This window comes from Enterobacter sp. BIDMC92, assembly GCF_001030225.1.
In the GTDB taxonomy this organism is placed as follows: Bacteria; Pseudomonadota; Gammaproteobacteria; order Enterobacterales; family Enterobacteriaceae; genus Enterobacter; species Enterobacter sichuanensis.
Genome location: NZ_KQ087598.1, coordinates 1,846,890 through 1,867,061, shown reverse-complemented (window position 1 = coordinate 1,867,061; position 20,172 = coordinate 1,846,890). Strand labels below are relative to the sequence as shown.

The window sequence follows — 20,172 nt, the reverse complement described above, 5'->3', positions numbered from 1 at the left end:
ATTTATTAGCATCCTCTTTCTACACGACTATAACGAGCATTATCGAGTGCTATTTTGATTTAATGCACAAAATAAAAGCATCCACACTAATTAACCGGGTTTAATATCCGGCAATTTAAATTAAATATACCCGGCGCTCTACAGAAAAAGGAGAAAATATCCGATAAGTCATATGTGCCTGCCCGACATGCACAACATTACGGGAGATGAGAATGAAAAACGCCATGGTCCGAAAACAAAAAATAAGCGTCAAGACGTTGATGCTATTGTCTATTTTCCTTACCGTGACGGTGGGCTTTACGGCAACGATCGGGTTTATGATGTGGCAGTGGATGGCACAGCAGGAAATTCTGGCCAAAAAACATATCCGTCAAATTGCCGAAGTACAGTCTTTACAGGTTGGTAAACAGCTGGACGCCGCCCTGGCTGCCGCCCGGGACATGGGCAACAGCGCCCTGGCACTGCACGATGCGGGGATAGCCGATCGCCAGAGTCTCAACCAGTTGCTTATCCATTACCTCTCAGCTCATCCCCAGTTTCTCTCTATGTCGATGGCCTTTGAGCCCAACGCGTTCGACGATAAAGACACGACATTTGCCGGTCAAAGCGGTGAAGATCCTGCCGGGCGCTACGCCCGCTATGTCGACCGCGACGCCACCGGCAAGCCGGCATTGCACCTGCTGACGGATTTCGAAACGCCTGGCAGTGGGGATTACTATCTGCTGCCGAAGCAACGGCATAAAGACGTGATCATCGAGCCCTATATTTACCCCTACAACGGCGTAGACGTGATGCTCACCTCAATTGCCGCGCCCATCATGCGTGACGGTCAGTTCCTGGGTTCGGTCACCTCTGACTTCTCCCTTGCCACCCTGCAAGCCATGATTGGGGCGATTAAACCGTGGAATGGCACCGGCTACGCCCTGCTCCTTTCAGCAGGTAACAACGTGGTGTCCAGCCCGGACAAACGTGCTGCAGGCAAGCCTTACGCGGGCAAAATTGCCGGTCATGAGGTTATCCGTATAAACGATCCGCTGCTGAAGGAGGAGGTGTTTATCACCTGGCAGGCGATCGCCATTGGTAACAGCCAGACGCCATGGAAACTCGCCATTGTCACGCCGGTCAGCGAAGTGATGGCCGAAGCGCGCGCATTTTTACTGAAAGCCATCGTCCTGATGGTGTTAAGCATCGTTGCGGTTAGCCTGGTGATGGCCCAAATCTTTACCCGTAAAGTTGACCGCCCGGTGGGGGGTGAACCTTCGGAGGCGGCCGGGATCGCCCTGGCTGTCGCCCGCGGGGATCTGAATAACACTATCCCGGTGCGTTCCGGGGATACCGAAAGTATTTTTTACGCCCTGCATACCATGCAGATGCAGCTCAAGCGCATCGTTGACAATATCAGCGAAGCCAGTCATTCCGTACACGGTGGCACCAGCGAAATTTCGGCGGGCAATCTTGACCTCGCCTCGCGTACCGAAGAGCAGGCAGCCGCTATTGTTGAAACGGCTGCCAGTATGGAAGAGATTTCGGTCACGGTGAAGAATAATGCCGACAATGCGCACAAGGCGACCACGCTGACCGATCGCGCCGCGACGCTCGCCGGACATGGCGAAACGCTGGTGAACGACGTGGTCGTTGTGATCGGGGAGATTGATGAGAGTGCACGTAAGATCGGTGAGATTAACAGCATCGTGGATGGAATCGCCTTCCAGACTAATATCCTGGCGCTGAATGCGGCCGTTGAAGCAGCACGGGCTGGCGAACAGGGACGCGGTTTTGCAGTGGTGGCAGGCGAAGTCCGTAATCTGGCTCAGCGAAGCGCTAACGCGGCAAAAGAGATCTCTCAGCTGATTGCCGAGTCCTCTGGTCGCGTCAGCAAAGGCGTCGCGCTGGTCAATGAAACCGGTGCGATGATGAAACAGGTGATTGAGGCGGTATCGCACGTACATCTGGTCATCAACGATATTGTTCAGGCGCTGGACGAACAGAATCGGGGGATTAGCCAGGTCAGCACCGCCGTTAACCAGATGGACAGCACAACCCAGCAGAACGCCTCTCTGGTTCAGCAGATCTCTGCGGCGGCGCTGTCGCTGGATGAGCAGGCTAAATCGCTGGAGAAGACGCTGGCGTTCTTTCATTCATAAAAAATAAGGCACCCGCAGGACGGGTGCCTTTTCACGCGATTGCCGTTACAGCCCTTTCAACAGCTTGTCGACAAACGCCGGGACGACGGCACTGGCCAGGCCGTAGTGCTTCTCTTCAAACTCGCTGCCAACCTGGCTTGGCTCAAGGTTGAGTTCCACCGTATGCGCACCGTGCAGTCGCGCTTCGTGAACAAATCCCGCCGCCGGATAAACATGACCGGATGTGCCGATGGCGATAAATACGTCGGCCATCGCCAGCGCGCTGTAGATCTCATCCATGCCCAGCGGCATCTCGCCAAACCAGACGACGTGCGGACGCAGGCGTGACGGGAACTGGCAGCAGTGGCATTTATCCTCTGGCAGCACGTCCTCTTTCCAGTCCAGCACCTGACCGCTCCATGCGCAGCGAACTTTGAGCAGCTCACCGTGCATATGGATGATGTTCCTGTTACCGGCCCGCTCATGCAGGTTATCGATATTCTGCGTCACCAGCAGAAAACGATCGCCCAGCGCCTCCTCCAGCTTTGCCAGCGCCAGATGCGCCGCATTCGGGGCAATCTCTGGCTGGAGAAGCTGGCGACGGCGGGCGTTGTAAAACGCCTGCACGAGATCCGGATCGCGGGCAAAACCTTCCGGCGTGGCCACATCCTCCACGCGGTGCTCTTCCCACAACCCATCCGCCGCTCGGAAGGTTCGAATTCCTGACTCTGCGGAGATCCCCGCTCCGGTCAGCACCACCACTCTGGGTTTATCCATCGCTTCTGGCATTATTCTGTCTCTGAAAAAGATCCGCTGGCGCAAGCGCTCACGTAAGCGGCGTTTGTTTTTGCGAAAACGGCTGAGTCGACCCTGGCGACGCGACAGCATAGAAACCTCGTAAACTAATCGGTGAGATGAAGGAATGCGGCTCCGCGCATGCCTCCTGCGTCCCCGTGTCGCGCACGTTCAATACGCGGCACGCGGGCAACCGGCAATAAATGTCGGGGCAAACGCCCGGACAACCGTTCCGTAATCGCGGTAAAGTTTGAAAGCCCTCCCCCAATCACCAGCAGATCCGGGTCGACGATGGTGAGAATATTTCCCAGACATACCGCCAGCAGATCCAGATAGCACTCGACGTGCTCACGCGCCTGCGCATCCCCTTGCTCCCACAGGCTAATGATTTGAGGGGCTTCAAGTTTCTGATGATAGAAGTGTTCGTAAAGCCATGCAAACCCGCGACCTGACAGGTAGTTCTCAATACAGCCGTGCTGACCACAGCCGCAGCGGGTTAACGGAAAATCACGGCCCACCACCTCCAGCGCGTCCACCGGCAGGCGGATATGACCAAACTCGCCGGTGATGTAACTGCGGCCAGTGATGGGCTTCCCATTGATGACAATCCCCCCGCCCACGCCGGTACCGAGGATCAGCCCCATCACCAGCGGATAGCGACGGAATTCATCATCCCAGGCTTCAGAGAGCGCAAAGCAGTTGGCATCGTTGTCTAAACGCACGTCGCGTTCAAGGAGAGCGGAGAGATCGGCGCGAAGCGGTTTGCCGCTGGCAGCAGGCACATTGGCGGCATACAGCGTGCCGTCGTCGGTTTCGGGCATCCCCGGAATACCAATGCCAACGCTGCCTTTCACGCCAAAGCGTTCATCGGCCTGGGCCACCAGCGCGGCAATGGCGGTTAAAAATTCGTCGTAGCTGTCGCGCGGCGTGGGAACGCGGGTTTCCCACTGCAGTTTGAGATCTTTATCAAATACGCCGAGCGCAATCTTGGTGCCGCCAATATCAAATCCGTAATACATAACGCATTCCTCTTTTAACCTGGCGGCCCGAAAGTCGCTAGATCATGACGAAATTACTGGCCACTTAATACCCTCGCCGGATCAATTCGGCTTGCGCGACGCGCCGGGTACCAGCTTGCCAGCAGACTCAGTAAAAGTGCTGTAACCAGCACATAAAAAACGTCCAGCCAGTGCAGTTCAGACGGCAGGAAGTCAATAAAATAGATATCACCCGACAGGAACTGGTGACCAATCAGCTTTTCTATGCCATTGATAATTGGCGTCAGCTGCAGGGAAACTACCACGCCAATCACCACGCCGCACACGCTGCCGAGCAGCCCCGCCAGCAAACCGTACCAGACAAAAATGGCGCGAATAAGACCGTCTTTTGCCCCCAGGGTGCGCAGCACGGCAATGTCACCGCTCTTGTCTTTGACCGCCATCACCAGCGTCGAGACGATATTAAAGCACGCCACCCCAATCACCAGCACCATTGCCAGATACATGATGGCGCGGATCATCTGGATATCACGGTACATATAGCCGTACGTGCCGATCCAGCTCTTGATGTAGACATAGTTATTAGTCACGCTGCCCGCATCGCGCACCAGTTTGTTGGCGTTAAAGACGTCGTTAACCTTGATGGCAATGCCCGTCACGCTGTCGCCCATATCGAGATACTGGCGCGCATCCTCCATCGGTACCATTGCAAAGCTATGGTCAAGCTGACCGCTCAGCTGAAGAATACCGGTGACGTGCAGGCGCACGCGTTTAGGCTGCTGCAATTTATGATCGGCGCTGGCGTTCGGGATCATGATCGACACCCAGTCGCCCTGCTTCACCTTCAGGGCATCGGCAACGCCTTTACCCATGATGATCTGCTGCTCGCCAGCCTTGAAGTTGGCCCACGCGCCGTTCTGCACATAGTTCGGCAGCGCGCTGAGACGCGCTTCCTGAGCGGGATTGACCCCTTTCACCTGAATGGCGCGCAGGTTTACCCCGCTCTCCACCAGCCCGGTAAAGTTAATGTAGGGCGCAGCCGCGGCAATGCCTGGCACTTTTTCGACTTTGGTAAGCGCATCGTTCCAGTTTGTCCACGGCTGGTTAACCGGCTCGATCTCCCCATGCGGCACGACCGCCAGAATGCGGTTATTCAACTCGCGCTCAAAGCCGTTCATGGCGCTCAGGCCCACAATCAGCACTGCCACGCCCAGCGCAATACCGATGGTCGAGATAACGGAGATCAGCGACACCATGCCGCCACGACGGCGACCGCGGCTAAAACGTAAACCGATGAGTAACGATAACGGTGACGCCATTACTCTGCTCCCATCAGGGTCAGTTCCGCGTTCAGATGGCCGTCGCGCATCTCAAGCTGACGTCCCATGCGTTTTGCCAGCTGCAGGTCATGGGTGACCACCAGAAACGCCGTGCCCTGCGAGGCGTTCAGCTCGCCGAGAAGCCGGAAAATACTGTCTGCATTACGCGCATCGAGGTTACCGGTAGGCTCATCCGCCAGCACCAGACGCGGGTTGTTCACCAGCGCACGGGCAATGGCTACACGCTGACGCTCACCGCCGGAGAGCTCCGACGGGCGGTGGTTACCGCGATGGCCCAGCCCTACCGCTTTCAGCATGTCGCTGGCACGGGCATTAATTTCTGCCGGTTTCTTTTTACCAATCAGCAGCGGCATCGCCACGTTTTCCAGCGCCGTGAAATCCGGCAGCAGGTGGTGGAACTGGTAGATAAAGCCCAGCTCGCGGTTACGCAGGTCCGCTTTCGCCGCGGAAGACATCTTGCTCATCGGCTGGCCGGAGAAAATCACGTCGCCGCTGGTGGGCGTGTCCAGCCCGCCCAGCAGATGTAATAAGGTACTTTTACCGGAGCCGGAGCTGCCGACAATCGCCATCATCTCGCCTTCACCCACGCTGAAGCTCACATTGTGCAGCACGTCAGTCTGCACAGAGCCTTCCTGATAGCGTTTGGACAGGTTGTCGCATTGCAACAGGATCTTATTCATAACGTAAAGCCTCAGCGGGTTGAGTGGCGGCAGCGCGCCAGGAAGGATAAAGCGTAGAAAGCAGCGCAATGGCCATCGCGGCCAGCGCAATACCGATCACCTGCAGCGGCTCGATAGCCACCGGCAGCGCCGCACCATCGAGCAATGCACCGATGATCGGCATTAAGTTATTTAGCTGACTGGCAAGCAGCGCACCCAGCACGGCACCGAGCAGCGCGCCGATGATCCCGGCGCTGGCACCCTGCACCATAAAGACCGCCATAATCTGGCGCGGCGTGAGTCCCTGGGTTTGCAGAATGGCGACTTCGCCCTGCTTTTCCATCACCATCAGCCCCAGCGAGGTGATGATGTTAAAGGCAGCCACGGCCACGATCAGGCTCAGCAGCAGCCCCATCATGTTTTTTTCCATGCGCACGGCCTGGAACAGCTCGCCCTTGCGCTCGCGCCAGTCCTGCCATTTCGTGCCTTCCGGCAGCTTTTGCTGGCTGAGGGTATCGACTTTCAGTGGCGCGTCGAGCCACAGACGCCAGCCAGTGATATTCCCGGCCGGGTAGCGCATCAGGCGTGACGCGTCCTGGATGTTAACCAGCATCTGATAACCATCGACTTCACTGTTGGCCGCAAAGGTGCCAACCACGGTGAACAGGCGCTGGCTTGGCAGACGCCCCATCGGCGTAAACTGGCTGGCTGAAGGCACCATCACGCGCAGCTGGTCGCCGCGGTTGACGCCGAGCTGGCCAGCAAGCTGTTCGCCGAGAATCACGTTGTATTTACCCGCTTGCAGATCGGTCTGTTTCACGTTAACCAGGTATGGCGTCAGCGGATCGTTTTGCGCCGGGTCAATCCCCAGCATCACGCCGACCGCCACGCTGCGGGCGCTTTGCAGCACCACGTCACCGGTCGTCAGTGGCGCAACGCGCGTGACACCCTGTAACTTCGCCGCGCTTTCCGGCAGCTGTTGTGGGTTAACCGAACCGTTAGTAGATGAGAGAACGGCCTGCGGCATCAGCCCCAGGATGTTGTTTTGCAGCTCGCGCTCAAAGCCATTCATGACGGAAAGCACCGTCACCAGTGCCATCACGCCAAGCGTAATGCCAATAGTCGAAAGCCAGGAGACAAAGCGACCGAAGCGGTCCGCGGCGCGCCCACGCATGTAGCGTAAGCCTATGAAGAGTGCGACAGGTTGATACATGAAGTCCGTCTGTTTGCTGATAGCAGACCCACGAGTATATAAGCGAATCCGTTAAGCGTAAATGACTGAAACCGTAAGCTTTGGTAATCATTTTTCCGAAAAATTCAGATAAATCAGGGTACTAATGGCTGAAACCGCACCTCGCAACCTCCACCTTTTCCGAAAAACCTCCTGATACAGACTGTTACCCATTACATCCCGGTTTCGTTTTTGAACAATTGCTCGTTCGTTTATGGCAATAAGGTAGTTGCGAACAATGAAGCAAAAAGCATTATGGATTAACCAGATAAAAGGGCTGTGTATCTGCCTGGTGGTTATCTATCATTCGGTCATTACGTTTTATCCGCACCTGAACGGGCTGCAACACCCGCTCTCCGGGCTTCTCGCCAAATGCTGGATCTACTTTAACCTTTATCTCGCACCGTTCCGTATGCCGGTCTTCTTCTTTATTTCCGGCTATCTGATTCGTCGTTATATTGACGAGGTGGACTGGCGGACCAGTCTCGACAAACGCATCTGGAGTATCGTCTGGGTGCTGGCCCTGTGGGGCATCCTGCAGTGGCAGGCGCTGAGCCACCTGAATGCCTGGCTGGCGCCGGAGCGTGAGCTTGCCACCTCATCGAACGCGGCCTACGCCGACTCGCTTTCAGGATTTGTGCTGGGGATGCTCACCGCCAGTACCAGCCTGTGGTATCTGTACGCCCTGGTGGTCTATTTCACGCTGTGTAAATTGCTCAGCCGCTGGAAGCTGCCGGTGCTGGGGCTGCTGGCGCTGGCGAGCATTGCGATTAACTTCCTGCCGCTGCCGTGGTGGGGGATGAACAGCGTGGTACGCAATATGGTCTACTACAGCCTCGGGGCGTGGTATGGCGCTGAGCTAATGGCATGGATGAAAAATCTAAGCCTGCGCCGCACCTGGGTGGCAACTGGCGCTTTCGCTGCTGTCTCCGTGGTACTGTGGTTTGCTAATGTTCCGCTGCTGCTCTCCTTGTTGTCGATTGTGCTGATCATGAAGCTGTTTTACAGCCTGGAGCAGCGCTATGCCGTTCAACCGAATAACCTGCTGAACGTGATTGGCTCTAACACCATTGCGATTTATACCACCCATCGCATCCTCATTGAGGCCTTCAGCCTGGTCCTGATTGGCGAAATGAATGCCGCATACTGGCCGGTCTGGGCAGAGCTTTCCCTGATCCTGGTCTACCCGTTTGCCAGCCTGCTTATCTGTACCCTGGCCGGGCTTGGGGTGCGTAAACTCTCTACCGCCCTGTTTGGGGACATTTTCTTCTCCCCACCCTCAACGCTCACGCTGTCACCAACCACCCGTTAATCCCCTTCACGCCCCCGTTTCGGGGGCGTACAGCCCCACCCTGCGCTTACGATTTGCTTATGTAAAACGATCGAGGATAATAAAGACATTGCGTATCAGTGATATGCCCCAATACTGTTGGTATATCCATAAGAGACTCTGACAAAGCCATGCCTGAACACTATCGTTATTCCTTACCTGTCAAAGCGGGCGACCAGCGCCAGCTGGGTGAACTCACGGGCGCGGCGTGCGCCACGCTGGTGGCAGAAATTGCTGAGCGCCATCCTGGCCCGGTGATCCTGGTTGCCCCGGATATGCAAAACGCCCTGCGCCTGCACGACGAAATTCGCCAGTTCACCGATAACCTGGTGTTCAGCCTGGCCGACTGGGAAACGCTGCCGTATGACAGCTTCTCTCCGCATCAGGAGATCATCTCCTCGCGCCTGTCGACGCTCTATCAGTTGCCGACCATGCAGCGCGGTGTGCTGATTGTGCCGGTGAACACCCTGATGCAGCGCGTCTGCCCGCACAGCTATCTGCATGGTCATGCGCTGGTGATGAAAAAAGGCCAGCGCCTGTCCCGTGACGCCCTGCGCGCGCAGCTTGACGGCGCCGGTTATCGCCACGTCGATCAGGTGATGGAGCACGGGGAATACGCGACCCGCGGCGCGTTGCTTGACCTCTATCCGATGGGTAGCGACCAGCCGTATCGTCTCGACTTCTTCGATGATGAAATCGACAGTCTGCGGGTATTCGACGCCGATACCCAGCGCACGCTGGAGGAGGTCGAGTCCATTAATTTATTGCCCGCGCATGAGTTCCCGACGGACAAAACCGCCATCGAACTGTTCCGTAGCCAGTGGCGCGATAAATTCGAGGTGAAGCGCGACGCTGAACATATTTACCAGCAGGTCAGCAAAGGCACGTTGCCTGCCGGCATCGAATACTGGCAGCCGCTGTTCTTTAACGAGCCGCTGCCGTCCCTGTTCAGTTACTTCCCGGCGAACACGCTGATTGTGAACACCGGCGATATCGATGCCAGCGCCAGCCGCTTTGAAAGCGAAACCCGCGCCCGCTTTGAAAACCGCGGAGTTGACCCGATGCGCCCGCTTCTGCCACCGGAAGCGCTGTGGCTGCGTACTGATGAGCTCAACGCCGAGCTGAAGCGCTGGCCTCGAGTGCAGCTCAAGACCGATTCGCTTGCTGATAAGGCCGCTAACACCAACCTCGCCTTCCAGGCGCTGCCGGATCTGGCCGTTCAGGCCCAGCAGAAATCTCCGCTGGAAAATCTGCGCAAGTTCCTGGAATCCTTTACCGGCCCGGTGGTGTTCTCCGTTGAGAGTGAGGGCCGCCGTGAAGCACTCGGTGAACTGCTGGGGCGCATTAAAGTGGCGCCAAAGCGCATCCTGCGTCTGAGCGACGCGACCGGAAATGGTCGTTACCTGATGATCGGTGCCGCCGAGCATGGATTTATTGATACGCTCAACAACCTGGCACTGATTTGCGAAAGCGACCTGCTGGGCGAACGCGTCGCGCGTCGCCGCCAGGACAGCCGTCGTACCATCAATCCGGACACGCTGATCCGCAACCTGGCCGAGCTGCATCCGGGCCAGCCGATTGTTCACCTTGAACACGGCGTGGGTCGTTACCAGGGAATGACGACGCTGGAAGCGGGCGGTATCAAAGGTGAATACCTGATGCTGACCTACGCTAACGACGCCAAACTGTATGTCCCGGTCTCTTCCCTGCATCTGATCAGCCGCTATGCGGGGGGCGCCGAGGAGAATGCGCCGCTGCATAAACTGGGCGGTGACGCCTGGGCGCGCGCGCGCCAGAAAGCGGCGGAAAAAGTGCGCGATGTGGCAGCCGAGTTGCTGGACATCTACGCGCAACGCGCGGCCAAAGAGGGCTTCGCCTTTAAGCATGATAAAGAGCAGTATCAGCTGTTCTGCGACAGTTTCCCGTTTGAAACCACGCCGGATCAGGCCCAGGCCATTAACGCCGTGCTGAGCGATATGTGCCAGCCGCTGGCAATGGATCGGCTGGTGTGCGGCGACGTCGGTTTCGGCAAAACCGAAGTGGCAATGCGTGCCGCCTTCCTTGCGGTCGAAAATAACAAGCAGGTGGCGGTACTGGTGCCAACCACCCTGCTTGCCCAACAGCACTTTGACAACTTCCGCGACCGCTTCGCCAACTGGCCGGTACGCATCGAGATGCTGTCGCGTTTTCGCAGTACCAAAGAGCAGACGCAAATTCTGGAACAGGCAAGCGAGGGTAAGATCGACATTCTGATTGGCACCCACAAGCTGCTGCAAAGCGACGTGAAGTGGAAAGATCTGGGGCTGCTGATTGTCGACGAAGAGCACCGCTTCGGGGTGCGTCATAAAGAGCGGATCAAGGCGATGCGCGCCGATGTCGATATCCTGACCCTGACCGCGACGCCTATTCCACGAACCCTGAATATGGCGATGAGCGGCATGCGCGATCTGTCGATTATCGCCACGCCGCCTGCGCGCCGTCTGGCGGTGAAAACCTTTGTCCGTGAGTACGATAATCTGGTGGTGCGTGAGGCCATTCTGCGTGAAGTGCTGCGCGGGGGGCAGGTCTACTACCTCTACAACGACGTGGAAAATATCCAGAAAGCGGCAGACCGGCTGGCGGAGCTGGTACCGGAAGCGCGCATTGCCATCGGTCACGGGCAAATGCGCGAGCGCGAGCTGGAGCGGGTCATGAACGACTTCCACCACCAGCGCTTTAACGTGCTGGTGTGTACCACCATCATTGAAACCGGGATCGACATTCCGACAGCGAACACGATTATTATCGAGCGCGCGGATCACTTCGGTCTGGCGCAGCTCCACCAGCTGCGCGGCCGCGTCGGACGTTCGCACCATCAGGCCTACGCCTGGCTGTTGACGCCGCACCCGAAAGCGATGACCACCGACGCGCAAAAGCGCCTGGAAGCCATCGCCTCGCTGGAAGACCTTGGGGCAGGCTTTGCGCTGGCCACGCACGATCTTGAGATCCGCGGTGCCGGTGAACTGCTGGGGGAAGACCAGAGCGGCTCCATGGAAACCATCGGCTTCTCACTCTATATGGAGCTGCTGGAGAACGCGGTTGATGCCCTGAAGGCCGGACGCGAACCGTCGCTGGAGGATCTCACCAGCCAGCAGACCGAAGTCGAGTTGCGTATGCCTTCTCTGCTGCCGGACGATTTCATTCCGGATGTGAATACGCGTCTGTCGTTCTATAAGCGCATCGCCAGTGCGAAGACGGAAAACGAGCTGGAAGAGATTAAGGTGGAGCTGATTGACCGCTTTGGCCTGCTGCCCGATGCGGCGAGAAACCTGCTGGATATCGCGCGCCTGCGTCAACAGGCACAGAAGCTGGGCATTCGGAAGCTTGAAGGCAACGAAAAAGGCGGCGTGATTGAATTCGCCGAGAAGAACCACGTCAACCCGATGTGGCTGATCGGCCTGCTGCAAAAACAGCCGCAGCATTTCCGCCTGGATGGCCCGACGCGTCTGAGATTTACCCGGGAGCTGACGGAGCGCAAAACCCGGATGGACTGGGTGCGTAATTTTATGCGCCAGCTGGAAGAGAACGCGATCGCCTGACGCCCTTTCCCCCCGTTAGCGTCCTGTTGCGGGGGGACAATTTACAAACTCTTTGCACTTCACCCGATCTTCCCGACACACCCATTCGCCATAATTATCATTAACCTCTTATAAAACAATAACCTTATCATTTATATGGACTATGGTGATGACGATCTCTATGCGTATGACTCGCTGGATAACCTTGTTTGCGCTGGCAGCCACCGTCGCGGTGGCCCTTTCCGCCCGGGCAAACACCTGGCCCCTTCCCCCTCCTGGCAGCAAGGTGGTCGGGGAAAACCGCTTTCATGTGGTTGAAAACAACGGTGGTTCCCTGGAAGCGATTGCCAAAAAATATAACGTTGGTTTTCTGGCGCTGCTGCAGGCCAATCCGGGCGTTGACCCGTACGTCCCGCGCGCGGGCAGCGTACTGACTATCCCGTTACAAACTCTGCTGCCGGATGCCCCGCGGGAGGGGATCGTGATAAACCTGGCGGAGTTACGTCTCTATTATTATCCACCGGGCAAAAATGAAGTGACCGTCTACCCTATTGGGATTGGCCAGTTGGGCGGCGACACCCTGACGCCGACGATGGTCACCACCGTCTCGGATAAACGAGCGAATCCCACCTGGACCCCGACGGCCAACATTCGTGCCCGCTATAAAGCACAGGGTATCGATCTTCCCGCCGTGGTGCCGGCAGGCCCGGATAACCCGATGGGGCACCATGCCATCCGCCTGGCGGCCTACGGTGGCGTCTATCTGCTGCATGGCACCAATGCGGACTTTGGCATCGGCATGCGCGTCAGCTCCGGCTGTATTCGTCTGCGCGATGACGACATCAAAACACTGTTTAACGTCGTTACGCCGGGAACCAAAGTGAATATCATCAACACGCCGATCAAGGTTTCTGAGGAGCCAGGCGGCGTGCGGCTGGTTGAAATTCACCAGCCGCTGTCGAAAAACATTGGCGACGATCCGCAGACGCTGCCCATCAACCTGAATGCTGCCATGGTGAGCTTTAAAACCAATGCGAACACCGATGGCACCGTCATGGAGCGCGCCATGGAGGCTCGTTCAGGAATGCCGACCGATGTCACCCGGCATCACGATGTCGCCCAGCAGTCGATGTAATTCAGAAAGAAAAACGCCCTGCACATGTGCAGGGCGTTTTTTATTGCAGTGGCATAAATGAGGGTTTATGCCCAGCTTATTTGTAGATAACAGCTGTGCCGTGCAGAGTGTTAGGACCGGTCACAGAGGTGATACGGAAAGATTTCGCACCCATTTCTTCCGCTTTTTGCGCCAGCTGATCTTCCAGAGAACCCAGGTTAGTCCCGGCAGATGCTGAGATAGTCCCGACTTTATGCTGATCGGCAGGGGTGGATTGCACTTCAACAGCAGCAAAGCTGGCGAAAGAGAGTGAGCTCAGAACAGCGGCAGCGATGAGAGTTTTTACGTTTTTCATGATCTTTACCTTTTGCAGATGAATTTGGAGGTCGTTAGCCATTTAGTTAACGATCGATAGGTAAATCATAAATGTGATCCAGCTCACGCGTCAACATAATTTTATAATGAGCGTTAAGTTATTTTTAAAGTCGTTAATTTTCATACGCATATGATTAATTTATTTTTAAGCATTCAACGCTGGTGGTGGCTTGCGTTTATTTTTATAATGGTTATTCAACAAACCAACAGAGGACCAACGGCACATGACAACCGATGTCACGAGTTGTGCGAAGAAAAGCCGTGGCCGACCAAAAGTGTTTGACAGGGATGCAGCGCTTGATAAGGCCATGACTCTCTTCTGGCAACATGGGTATGAAGCGACCTCGCTTTCCGATCTGGTGGAAGCCACCGGAGCCAAAGCGCCGACGCTGTATGCTGAATTTACCAATAAAGAGGGGCTGTTCAGGGCAGTGCTGGACAGGTACATTTCGCGCTTTGCGGCGAAGCACGAAGCCCAGCTTTTTTGTGAAGAAAAAAGCGTTGAACAGGCTCTGCGGGATTACTTCACCGCCGTCGCAACCTGTTTTACCAGTAAAGACACGCCTGCGGGCTGCTTTATGATTAACACCTCTGCCACCCTTGCGGCGTCGTCAAAAGAGATCGCCAATACGGTGAAATCGCGTCACGCCATGCAGGAGGAGACGCTCAGCGCGTTTCTGGCTCAGCGTCAGCAGCGCGGTGAAATCCCGGCGCACTGTAACCCTCAGGTGCTGGCGCAATACCTGAGCTGTATTTTGCAGGGGATGTCGATCAGCGCCCGTGAAGGGGCCTCGCTGGAAAAACTGCAGACTATCAGCGACACCACGCTGCGACTGTGGCCTGAGCTCCTCAAACTCTGATGCAAAAAAAAAAGCTCCTCAGCCTGAGCGCATGAGGAGCTAAATTCAGAGAACATCTATTTTTTACACTTTGTTATTCAGAACCAGCTGACCATTTCCATCCAGTGGGATTTGCGTGCCGGGATCTTTATCCATGCGGATTTTGCCCTGCTGATCGCCAATTTTATACGTCACGTCATAACCCAGCATTTTCTCCGACTTGTCATAGACGGTTTTGCAGCGCTGCTGAGTGGTGGTGTAGGTATCGTTATCCTGCATCGCGCCCTGCACCTGGTTACCGGCATAGCCGCCACCCAGTGCGCCGACCACGGTCGCCACATCCCTGCCCCGACCACCGCCAAACTGGTGACCAATCACGCCACCCGCTACCGCTCCCAGAACAGAACCGGCAATACGGTTTTCATCCTGTACCGGACGACGGTGAGTTACCGAGACGTTACGGCACTCCTGACGAGGGGTTTTCACGGTTTCTTTAATCGGCGTAGCAGAAACCACCTGAGCATACTGCGGGCCGCGATCTAATACGTTGAGACTGGCAACGGCAGCCACACCTAACGCAGCCGCAACACCAATCCCTATACCCGCCAACATTGATTTATTCACGGGACTTCCTCCTTTGTTGCTATTGGTAACAATTTTGCAATGGAGGCACGATTTCGCCAATCAGATAAAGGATCAAAAAAGCGGCATTACGGGGGGTAGAGTCGATTTAGGAGAACTCTTAAGCACTCAAACTGTGATCTGCAGCATGAAATGCTAAAAACCCCCTCCAGAGAGCCCGGAGGGAGTGAAAGATTAGTGCAGCTTCAGACGCGGACGGATCACGCGGTTGATGCGGCCCACCAGCATCATCAGTCCGGTTTTGAAGTAGCCGTGCAGCGCAATCTGGTGCATACGGTACAGGGAGATATACACGAAGCGGGCAATGCGCCCTTCTACCATCATCGAGCCACGCATCAGGTTACCCATCAGGCTGCCGACGGTTGAGAAGTTGGACAGCGATACCAGCGAACCGTGGTCTTTATAGACATACGCTTTCATCGGCTTACCTTTGATCTGCGCCAGGATGTTGTGCAGCACCAGGCTTGCCATCTGGTGAGCGGCCTGAGCACGCGGCGGCACGAAGCCACCTTCAGGACGCGCGCAGGAAGCGCAGTCGCCAATAGCAAAGATGTCAGGGTCGCGGGTGGTTTGCAGCGTTGGCTCCGTCACCAGCTGGTTAATGCGGTTCGTTTCCAGGCCACCAATATCTTTCATGAAATCAGGGGCTTTGATACCTGCCGCCCAGACCATCAGATCCGCTTTGATGTACTCGCCGTCTTTGGTGTGCAGGCCACCTTCGTCAGCGCTGGTCACCATGGTCTGTGTCAGCACCCGCACGCCCAGTTTGGTCAGTTCATTGTGCGCCGCGCCGGAAATACGCGGTGGCAGCGCAGGCAGAATGCGTTCACCCGCTTCAACCAGCGTCACGTTCAGCGCTTCGTTGGTTAACCCTTTGTAGCCGTAGCTGTGCAGCTGCTTCACCGCATTGTGCAGCTCAGCAGACAGCTCTACGCCCGTCGCGCCGCCGCCGACAATGGCGATATTCACCTTGCCGTTCGCCCCCAGATTACTGGTGTACTTCAGGAACAGGTTCAGCATTTCCTGATGGAAACGACGCGCCTGGTGCGGGTTATCAAGGAAGATACAGTGCTCTTTCACGCCAGGCGTGTTGAAATCGTTAGAGGTACTGCCCAGCGCCATAACCAGCGTGTCATACGCCAGCTTGCGCTCCGGGACCAGCAGCTCCCCTTTATCATCACGCAGCTCTGCCAGAGTAATGGTTTTGCTTTCACGGTTAATGTCCACCACCGAGCCCAGCTGGAACTGGAAGTGATGGTTGCGCGCGTGTGCCAGATAGCTCAGTGCGTCCACACCCTCATCCAGAGAGCCGGTCGCCACTTCGTGCAGCAACGGTTTCCACAGGTGACTGTGGTTACGATCCACCAGCGTAATTTTGGCTTTTTTACCGCGACCCAGTTTCTTGCCCAACTGTGTCGCCAGCTCCAGCCCGCCAGCACCACCGCCTACAATCACTATCTTTTTCAATGGCGTAGTCAACGTGACCCCCTCAAATAATTAACCAATTGTTAATTAAAAGTTATAAAAATAACCCTTAATTAACAACAGGTTACAGCACTGAAACCATTCAGGTGAATTGAGAATAACACGTCAGGCGCATTGGTCATACCAAAATTGATATGCATCAAGTTTTGATGGCTTAAAAGTAGACAATTCTGGTCAAAAAGAAAGCCCGGTACGCTTTCGCGTCCGGGCTTCTGGATCTGCTGACGGGGCTTAACCCAGCGTTTTAAACGCTTTGATACGCTGCAGGTGCGGAGAGATGTTCTTAAACTTGTGGGTCTGTTCTTCGTCCCAGACGATCTCATAGTAATGATGCAGCAATTCTGCAGCCCGGTGGCTGTTGAGTGCCTCATCGTTACGCGACAGGATCACCAGGCAGCGGTCACGGTTTTTCTCCCGAAAATTGCTGACGCACTTGGTCGCAATATCGACATACTCTTCCGGGCGGTCAATCTTGCCTTCCATGTTCTCGTTCGGGAAAAGGTTAGGATTAAATACCACCTGGCGGATGTCGCACAGGAAGCCAATCCGCTCTGCCCAGTAGCCGCCCAGCCCTACGCCACAGATCAACGGACGATCGTCGACGTTAAGCTGCAGCATCTTGTCCACTTCTTTAAGCAGATGCTGCATATCATGCTTCGGATGGCGCGTGCTGTAGCTGATCAACCGTACATCCGGATCGATAAACTGCAACTGCAGCACCTTCTCATGATTACCAGGACTGTTTGAGTCAAAACCGTGTAAATAGATGATCATCGTCTTCTCACCACGCTACGCCTTCCGGGAGGGTTTACAGGCTGGCTTTATGTGCCTGCCAGCGCTCATTCAGGTCTTCAAGCCGGGCGTTGACCGTCTTCCAGCGCGCCGAATCCATCAGCTCCTGACGGCTAAATGAACCTTTATGATACAATTGTGTAACACGCTCTGCATTGATCGGCGACAGGTTATCCAGCACGCTAACCGCACCTTTACGATTATTGCAGACCAGGATCATATCGCAACCTGCATCCAGCGAGGCCTGACCGCGTTCAGCATAGCTGCCCATGATCGCCGCCCCTTCCATCGATAAATCGTCAGAGAAGATCACGCCATTGAAGCCCAACTCCTGGCGCAAAACGGTTTTCAGCCAGTGCGGAGAGCCGCTGGCAGGACGCGGATCAACGTCGCTGTAAATCACATGCGCAGGCATGATGGCGTCCAGCTTGTTATCGGTGATAAGCGAGCGGAACACCGACATGTCTTTGGCGCGAATTTCCGCTTCCGGGCGCGGATCGCGCGGGGTCTCTTTGTGGGAATCCGCCGTTACCGCCCCGTGGCCCGGGAAGTGTTTCCCGGTGGTTTTCATCCCTGCAGCGTGCATGCCGTCGATGAAGCGGGTTGCCATTGCCAGCGCAACACGCGGATCTTCATGGTATGAACGCTCGCCAATGGCGGCGCTGATATGCCCCACGTCCAGTACCGGGGCAAAACTGATGTCGATATCCATGGCAATCATCTCGCTGGCCATCAGCCAGCCGGCCTCCTGCGCCAGTCTCCCGCCCTCTTCCGTACCGAGCAGTGCGGCAAAAGACTGGGCCGCCGGCAGACGGGTAAATCCTTCGCGAAAACGCTGCACGCGTCCGCCTTCCTGATCCACGGCCACCACCAGATGGTTGCGCGATGCGGCGCGGATCTGACGCACCAGCTCACGCAACTGAGCCGGATCGTGATAGTTGCGGGTAAACAGGATCAGCCCCCCCACCAGCGGATGCGCCAGAATTTCACGCTCCTCCGCATCCAGCTCAAACCCTTCTACATCCAACATGACTGGACCCACATCCACCTCTCTTATCCTTTAGTTTGTAACTGACGCCAGGCATCGTCTGCCAGCGCAATAAAATGTTTGTCTCTGGACTGCTGGTAGCGCATTTCAAACCAGCCGGCCATTAATATGACGACCCAGGGTCGCCAGCGTCTGACCTGACGCTTCAGCGCGTCGACGTCAATCTGTGCCAGCCTGGCGTAGTCCCTGATGAGCACCTGCCGCGCGGCGTCGCTTTCCGTCCAGACCGCCGCCAGCTCCAGCGCCACATCGCCATCTCCGGCATATTCCCAGTCGATCAGCCTGATCCCCGCCGGGGTATGCACAATATTTCCGGGATGAACATCCATGTGCAACGGCGAGAGCCGAATCGGCTGTGGCTCGCCCGTTTTACGCAGCCGTTTGAGCTGTGCCAGCCACGCCGGGCTGCGTCTCTCCGGCAGGGCTTGCTGCCAGTAATGTTCGAGCAAGGGAAATAACGTGATTCGCCATCCCAGACGGGGTTGCCGGTGCAAATGATACAGCATAGCCGCAAGCTGTGGCGTGTCCGGCAGCGCGCTTTTAACCTCGCCTTCCAGATACTCAACGGCCATCCATCCCTGTCTGAAAAAACGGGGAGCGGGTACCAGATCTGACGGAAGACGTCTCAGGGCACGAAACTGACGACGAAAATGGGAGGCAGGCGCGAAAGGATCGTGATTTTGCCGCAGGACCAGGCATTGCTCACCCTGCGCAATAATGCAACTCGCGCCGCCAAGCCCGGAGTGGGCCTGCGGCGCGATAAGGCGATACTGCGGAAAATAGCGTGTCAGGATCTCGTCACGCGTGCTGTCATTGTTGCGTAACCGCACCTTTACCTGACCAGATAATTTCGCCTGTCTGAACCAGCATCAGCTGCATCTGCAGGGCTGGCGTGTTCACGTTGCCGGTGGCGTTAGAGTACAGCACATACTGTGCGCCCACGTTACGGGCTATACCGATTGCCTTGCTACGTGTGCCGAGGCTGTCCTGTGGCGACAGGCCAAGCTGCTGTTTGGCTACCGCGAGCTGCTGGGCGGAGACCAGCGTAAACTTACCGTTGTTTGCCAGCGCATTGCGCAGGGTTTCTGTCGCTTCGCCCGCGTTCAGAGAACCGTTGGTACGGTTGTTCACGCTATCAACCAGCAACACGCTACCTGCGGTCACACCCTGTGCCTGCAGCATTTTGCCCACCATCGGCTGCATTGCCCCGTTCCAGTCGTAATGGCGCACGCGCGGCGTGGGCTGCGACGTCTGGTCAGGATGTTCAATTGGCCCCGGCTGCGCCGGAATAGACGGTACAGACGGCACAGTTGGCTGCGGCTGCGTTGGCTGCGTTGGCTGTTCCGTGCCCGGTTTAGCCTCTTCCACAGGCGCCGGTTGTTCAGTACGGGTCACACACCCTGCCAGGAACAGGGCAAAAGCGGTCACGAGCGCATAACGGCTCACATTTTTAATCAAGGTTCACCCCTCAGAGATAAAGATAAAGTCTCACTTTATGCGCACCCAGATAGTTGGCGCTGCCATAGAGCGTTACCGACGACCTTGCCGGAAGGGTAACGCTGCGCGCCGCCTCCAGCGGGTGCATTTCAAGACCTCTTGCGTCATACCAGAAAAAACGGTAGTGAACCGTTACTGGTTCATGTCTTTCATTAAAGAGCGTAGAGGAGGCAGACGAGTTGATTTCACTGATGGTCAGCGCGGGCTGTTGCGCGGTAATGCCCGCAGCAAGCACAGAGGATTCCATCACCAGCGTCTGCTCATCATTCACGGGGATCGCCGGGCGTGAACTGCACCCCACGATCGTCATCGCCATTATCAGCGCTGCAATACGCCCTTTAAACATG

Annotated in this window: 18 protein-coding genes; 5 read left to right on the top strand and 13 right to left on the bottom strand. The window is 56.3% G+C overall.

Going from position 1 to position 20,172, the window contains the following annotated elements; translation table 11 throughout:
• Nucleotides 1-212: 212 nt before the first annotated feature.
• Nucleotides 213-2,144 (top strand): methyl-accepting chemotaxis protein, encoded by a 1,932-nt coding sequence (locus SP99_RS08605; RefSeq protein ID WP_047958286.1) that lies wholly within the window; start codon nucleotides 213-215, stop codon nucleotides 2,142-2,144.
• 45 nt (nucleotides 2,145-2,189) lie between these two features.
• Here the strand turns inward: SP99_RS08605 and cobB are convergent, their stop codons facing one another.
• The 5 genes from cobB to lolC are packed head-to-tail and all read right to left on the bottom strand — an operon-like array spanning nucleotide 2,190 to nucleotide 7,128.
• Nucleotides 2,190-3,011 carry a Sir2 family NAD+-dependent deacetylase gene (cobB, locus tag SP99_RS08600; RefSeq protein ID WP_047958285.1) on the bottom strand — a complete coding sequence of 274 codons (822 nt, stop codon included), beginning with the start codon at nucleotides 3,009-3,011 and terminating at the stop codon, nucleotides 2,190-2,192.
• Nucleotides 3,012-3,025: 14 nt separating this feature from the next.
• Nucleotides 3,026-3,937, bottom strand: coding sequence for an N-acetylglucosamine kinase (gene nagK / locus SP99_RS08595; RefSeq protein WP_047958284.1), 912 nt, complete (start codon nucleotides 3,935-3,937; stop codon nucleotides 3,026-3,028).
• 53 nt (nucleotides 3,938-3,990) lie between these two features.
• Nucleotides 3,991-5,235 (bottom strand): lipoprotein-releasing ABC transporter permease subunit LolE, encoded by a 1,245-nt coding sequence (gene lolE, locus SP99_RS08590; protein WP_045284983.1) that lies wholly within the window; start codon nucleotides 5,233-5,235, stop codon nucleotides 3,991-3,993.
• The gene (gene lolD, locus SP99_RS08585; RefSeq protein ID WP_047958283.1) at nucleotides 5,235-5,936 is read right to left on the bottom strand and encodes a lipoprotein-releasing ABC transporter ATP-binding protein LolD; all 702 of its coding nucleotides are present in this window, start codon (nucleotides 5,934-5,936) and stop codon (nucleotides 5,235-5,237) included. The genes lolE and lolD overlap by 1 nt, the downstream gene beginning before the upstream one ends.
• Entirely contained in the window at nucleotides 5,929-7,128 is a 1,200-nt protein-coding gene (gene lolC / locus SP99_RS08580; RefSeq protein WP_047958282.1) for a lipoprotein-releasing ABC transporter permease subunit LolC, read from the bottom strand. Before lolC ends, lolD begins: the two co-directional genes overlap by 8 nt.
• Before the next feature lie 256 nt (nucleotides 7,129-7,384).
• Between lolC and SP99_RS08575 the strand changes: the two genes are divergently transcribed.
• From SP99_RS08575 to ldtC, 3 genes are all read left to right on the top strand, one after another.
• On the top strand, nucleotides 7,385-8,458 hold the full coding sequence (locus SP99_RS08575; RefSeq protein WP_047958281.1) for an acyltransferase family protein: 1,074 nt from the start codon (nucleotides 7,385-7,387) through the stop codon (nucleotides 8,456-8,458).
• Nucleotides 8,459-8,607: 149 nt separating this feature from the next.
• Complete coding sequence (mfd, locus tag SP99_RS08570; protein WP_047958280.1) at nucleotides 8,608-12,054, top strand: transcription-repair coupling factor; 3,447 nt, start codon at nucleotides 8,608-8,610, stop codon at nucleotides 12,052-12,054.
• 148 nt (nucleotides 12,055-12,202) lie between these two features.
• Entirely contained in the window at nucleotides 12,203-13,168 is a 966-nt protein-coding gene (gene ldtC, locus SP99_RS08565) for a L,D-transpeptidase LdtC (RefSeq protein WP_047958279.1), read from the top strand.
• A gap of 76 nt (nucleotides 13,169-13,244) precedes the next feature.
• On the opposite strand, the gene bhsA is transcribed toward ldtC, so the two are convergent.
• Nucleotides 13,245-13,502 (bottom strand): multiple stress resistance protein BhsA, encoded by a 258-nt coding sequence (gene bhsA / locus SP99_RS08560; protein ID WP_025758152.1) that lies wholly within the window; start codon nucleotides 13,500-13,502, stop codon nucleotides 13,245-13,247.
• A gap of 244 nt (nucleotides 13,503-13,746) precedes the next feature.
• Between bhsA and comR the strand changes: the two genes are divergently transcribed.
• Nucleotides 13,747-14,382, top strand: a complete 636-nt coding sequence (gene comR, locus SP99_RS08555; RefSeq protein ID WP_025758151.1) for a TetR family copper-responsive transcriptional repressor ComR — start codon at nucleotides 13,747-13,749, stop codon at nucleotides 14,380-14,382.
• Nucleotides 14,383-14,445: 63 nt separating this feature from the next.
• Here the strand turns inward: comR and SP99_RS08550 are convergent, their stop codons facing one another.
• The 7 genes from SP99_RS08550 to SP99_RS08520 all read right to left on the bottom strand — a co-directional run bounded on the left by SP99_RS08550 (nucleotide 14,446) and on the right by SP99_RS08520 (nucleotide 20,171).
• Nucleotides 14,446-14,985 (bottom strand): glycine zipper 2TM domain-containing protein, encoded by a 540-nt coding sequence (locus SP99_RS08550; protein WP_025758150.1) that lies wholly within the window; start codon nucleotides 14,983-14,985, stop codon nucleotides 14,446-14,448.
• 192 nt (nucleotides 14,986-15,177) lie between these two features.
• Nucleotides 15,178-16,482, bottom strand: coding sequence for an NAD(P)/FAD-dependent oxidoreductase (locus SP99_RS08545; protein WP_047958278.1), 1,305 nt, complete (start codon nucleotides 16,480-16,482; stop codon nucleotides 15,178-15,180).
• A gap of 237 nt (nucleotides 16,483-16,719) precedes the next feature.
• Nucleotides 16,720-17,262, bottom strand: coding sequence for an alpha/beta hydrolase YcfP (gene ycfP / locus SP99_RS08540; protein ID WP_008500781.1), 543 nt, complete (start codon nucleotides 17,260-17,262; stop codon nucleotides 16,720-16,722).
• Between the two features lie 34 nt (nucleotides 17,263-17,296).
• Complete coding sequence (gene nagZ, locus SP99_RS08535) at nucleotides 17,297-18,322, bottom strand: beta-N-acetylhexosaminidase (protein ID WP_047959790.1); 1,026 nt, start codon at nucleotides 18,320-18,322, stop codon at nucleotides 17,297-17,299.
• Between the two features lie 11 nt (nucleotides 18,323-18,333).
• Nucleotides 18,334-19,158, bottom strand: coding sequence for a thiamine kinase (gene thiK / locus SP99_RS08530; RefSeq protein ID WP_047958277.1), 825 nt, complete (start codon nucleotides 19,156-19,158; stop codon nucleotides 18,334-18,336).
• Nucleotides 19,139-19,786, bottom strand: a complete 648-nt coding sequence (gene lpoB / locus SP99_RS08525; RefSeq protein WP_025758146.1) for a penicillin-binding protein activator LpoB — start codon at nucleotides 19,784-19,786, stop codon at nucleotides 19,139-19,141. Before lpoB ends, thiK begins: the two co-directional genes overlap by 20 nt.
• A 10-nt stretch (nucleotides 19,787-19,796) precedes the next feature.
• Nucleotides 19,797-20,171, bottom strand: coding sequence for a YcfL family putative periplasmic lipoprotein (locus SP99_RS08520; RefSeq protein ID WP_047958276.1), 375 nt, complete (start codon nucleotides 20,169-20,171; stop codon nucleotides 19,797-19,799).
• Between the last annotated feature and the right edge of the window lies 1 nt (nucleotide 20,172).

Coding starts and splice junctions, on each gene's coding strand:
- lolE (WP_045284983.1), bottom strand. CDS start 5,235: ATGGCGTCACCGTTATCGTTACTCATCGGTTTACGTTTTAGCCGCGGT.
- lolD (WP_047958283.1), bottom strand. CDS start 5,936: ATGAATAAGATCCTGTTGCAATGCGACAACCTGTCCAAACGCTATCAG.
- ldtC (WP_047958279.1), top strand. CDS start 12,203: ATGACGATCTCTATGCGTATGACTCGCTGGATAACCTTGTTTGCGCTG.
- SP99_RS08520 (WP_047958276.1), bottom strand. CDS start 20,171: ATGTTTAAAGGGCGTATTGCAGCGCTGATAATGGCGATGACGATCGTG.
- nagK (WP_047958284.1), bottom strand. CDS start 3,937: ATGTATTACGGATTTGATATTGGCGGCACCAAGATTGCGCTCGGCGTA.
- ycfP (WP_008500781.1), bottom strand. CDS start 17,262: ATGATCATCTATTTACACGGTTTTGACTCAAACAGTCCTGGTAATCAT.
- mfd (WP_047958280.1), top strand. CDS start 8,608: ATGCCTGAACACTATCGTTATTCCTTACCTGTCAAAGCGGGCGACCAG.
- SP99_RS08605 (WP_047958286.1), top strand. CDS start 213: ATGAAAAACGCCATGGTCCGAAAACAAAAAATAAGCGTCAAGACGTTG.
- comR (WP_025758151.1), top strand. CDS start 13,747: ATGACAACCGATGTCACGAGTTGTGCGAAGAAAAGCCGTGGCCGACCA.
- SP99_RS08575 (WP_047958281.1), top strand. CDS start 7,385: ATGAAGCAAAAAGCATTATGGATTAACCAGATAAAAGGGCTGTGTATC.
- cobB (WP_047958285.1), bottom strand. CDS start 3,011: ATGCTGTCGCGTCGCCAGGGTCGACTCAGCCGTTTTCGCAAAAACAAA.
- bhsA (WP_025758152.1), bottom strand. CDS start 13,502: ATGAAAAACGTAAAAACTCTCATCGCTGCCGCTGTTCTGAGCTCACTC.
- lolC (WP_047958282.1), bottom strand. CDS start 7,128: ATGTATCAACCTGTCGCACTCTTCATAGGCTTACGCTACATGCGTGGG.